This window comes from Neobacillus terrae (assembly GCF_011393025.1).
Classification (GTDB): Bacteria; Bacillota; Bacilli; order Bacillales; family Cytobacillaceae; genus Neobacillus_A; species Neobacillus_A terrae.
Genome location: NZ_JAAOEO010000071.1, coordinates 1 through 1,846, shown reverse-complemented (window position 1 = coordinate 1,846; position 1,846 = coordinate 1). Strand labels below are relative to the sequence as shown.

Genomic DNA, 1,846 nt, shown 5'->3' with positions numbered 1-1,846 from the left:
TACGAGCGAATGGCTAGTTCTTACTCGACGGGAATCCCACCCGCTATATGATACGACCTAGGCTCGGCCGCACACCTCCCCGTTACTTCAATAAGAAAACAATATTGCCAGCAGCCAAGTGACATTGAAATTGACAGCTATTTTGGCACTCCTTTTTAACAGGACAATACTTATTGTTCAGTATAAATTATAATGTCATTTGCTATGTCAAAAACAATAAAATATTCTAAAAACCTTAATAAATAAGGAAAATGACGTATGCCAATTCATACGTCATTTCTTGTGTCATTTAACCAAAAAGCACCTCAAAACGGAACCCTTTATACTTGTTGAGGGAGTTTTTTTAATAAAATACCTTACCGTTTATGATAGTAGGTTTAACCCGATATTCGTTATTGTTTGGAATGAAGATATTGCTACACTGTGCAATCCCCTTATGGGTGTTTTACATTATTTTTTTGAGACTTGTAGTAAGTCTGAAATTGAAAAAAGGCCCTTTTAAAGGACCTTTCCTTTTTACATAAATTCCATCGAAGTCCGTGTCACTGCCTTACTGCTGAAGAGCTGGGTGGTTAATGTAGTATATTAAACGTTTTTAATTTGGTTAAAGAAAATAAATGACTAATTCCTTTGTGGTATGTGCCCTTCCAACTTTTTTTATTTCACATAATTTGTTAATACAAGGAAGGAGGGGTTGTTTATGTCTGGTGGAGCAGGTTATGGTTCCGGATTTGCCTTAATCGTTGTTCTGTTTATCCTACTGATCATTGTAGGAGCTTCCTTCGTGTACTAAAAGTAAATAATTTCCCTTGGGAGGAGGATTTTTATGGGCTTTTTCGGTGGATACGGCGGCTTCGGTGGATGTGGCTGCGGTGGCTATGGCTACGGCGGTGGCTACGGCGGTGGCTACGGCGGTGGTTTCGCTTTAATCGTAGTACTGTTTATTCTGTTGATCATTATTGGAGCAACTTTGGCTTATTAATTAATAAAAAGTTCTATGGAAAGAGCCTTTTGTAGGCTTTTTCTTTTTTGCCTTTTATTCATAGAAGGGAAGTAAGCCCTGCCGAAAGAAGAGGTCAAGCATATTTTGTAGTATGTCTCCACCAGACATTGAATTACCTCTCAGGAAGAAGAAGCAACCCAGATACTTCTTCTTCTTACATAAGTCTGTTATTCCGGGAATAAAGGGGGGCTTTTTTAATCAAAAAAATCTACTGCAAAAGCAATAGATTAAGTGAGGGAGAGGGATGGATTGGGGGAATCCACCCTTGGTACGGTACGTAACAGTCCTTGTTTACCCACCGGATTTTAAAACAATCACATTTCGGGAATGTTTCTTTGAAATAAATTTCTATACAGACAGGTTTAATTGTAGTCCAAGCAGGGTACAGGGTTAGTTAGCAAAGATAAATTAGGGGGAAACGCTGTTTGCAACTCTTTTAGAAAATTTAACAGTAGCTTTAGCCGAAACCGAAAAACGTTTGGAGTTTATCCGGGAAAATGGCGTAAGCTCATTAAGTGCAATTTATCCTGGGATGAAGTACGATGCAGAACAATATTATCAACTGTTAGAAAGACTTCCACGGGAGATTGAAAATCTGCAACAAAGGATCGGGGAATTGAATTATAAATCTATCTAAAGGCTTCCGATAAGGAGGCTTTTTTATTTTTCAACATAAGATATTAGGTTCCATCCATTTAAGTCAGTCATTACATATTACTGCGTATTTTATCGCTTGAATGTTTCACATTTTTGAGCTAAACTGCCACTTTAGTTGAATAAGAAAAATGGATTGCAGCAGCAATCCTTCCTTAACTAAAGTACCCGTTACTTAAAGTACATTCT

General features: G+C 37.7%; 2 protein-coding genes. Both read left to right on the top strand.

Translation table 11 applies throughout. The features are described from left to right. Positions 1–700 precede the first annotated feature (700 nt). Positions 701–793 (top strand): YjcZ family sporulation protein, encoded by a 93-nt coding sequence (locus G8761_RS26645; RefSeq protein ID WP_166030950.1) that lies wholly within the window; start codon positions 701–703, stop codon positions 791–793. Between the two features lie 33 nt (positions 794–826). Further along, positions 827–982, top strand: coding sequence for a YjcZ family sporulation protein (locus tag G8761_RS26640; RefSeq protein WP_166030949.1), 156 nt, complete (start codon positions 827–829; stop codon positions 980–982). Positions 983–1,846: the final 864 nt, after the last annotated feature.

Coding starts and splice junctions, on each gene's coding strand:
- G8761_RS26645 (WP_166030950.1), top strand. CDS start 701: ATGTCTGGTGGAGCAGGTTATGGTTCCGGATTTGCCTTAATCGTTGTT.
- G8761_RS26640 (WP_166030949.1), top strand. CDS start 827: ATGGGCTTTTTCGGTGGATACGGCGGCTTCGGTGGATGTGGCTGCGGT.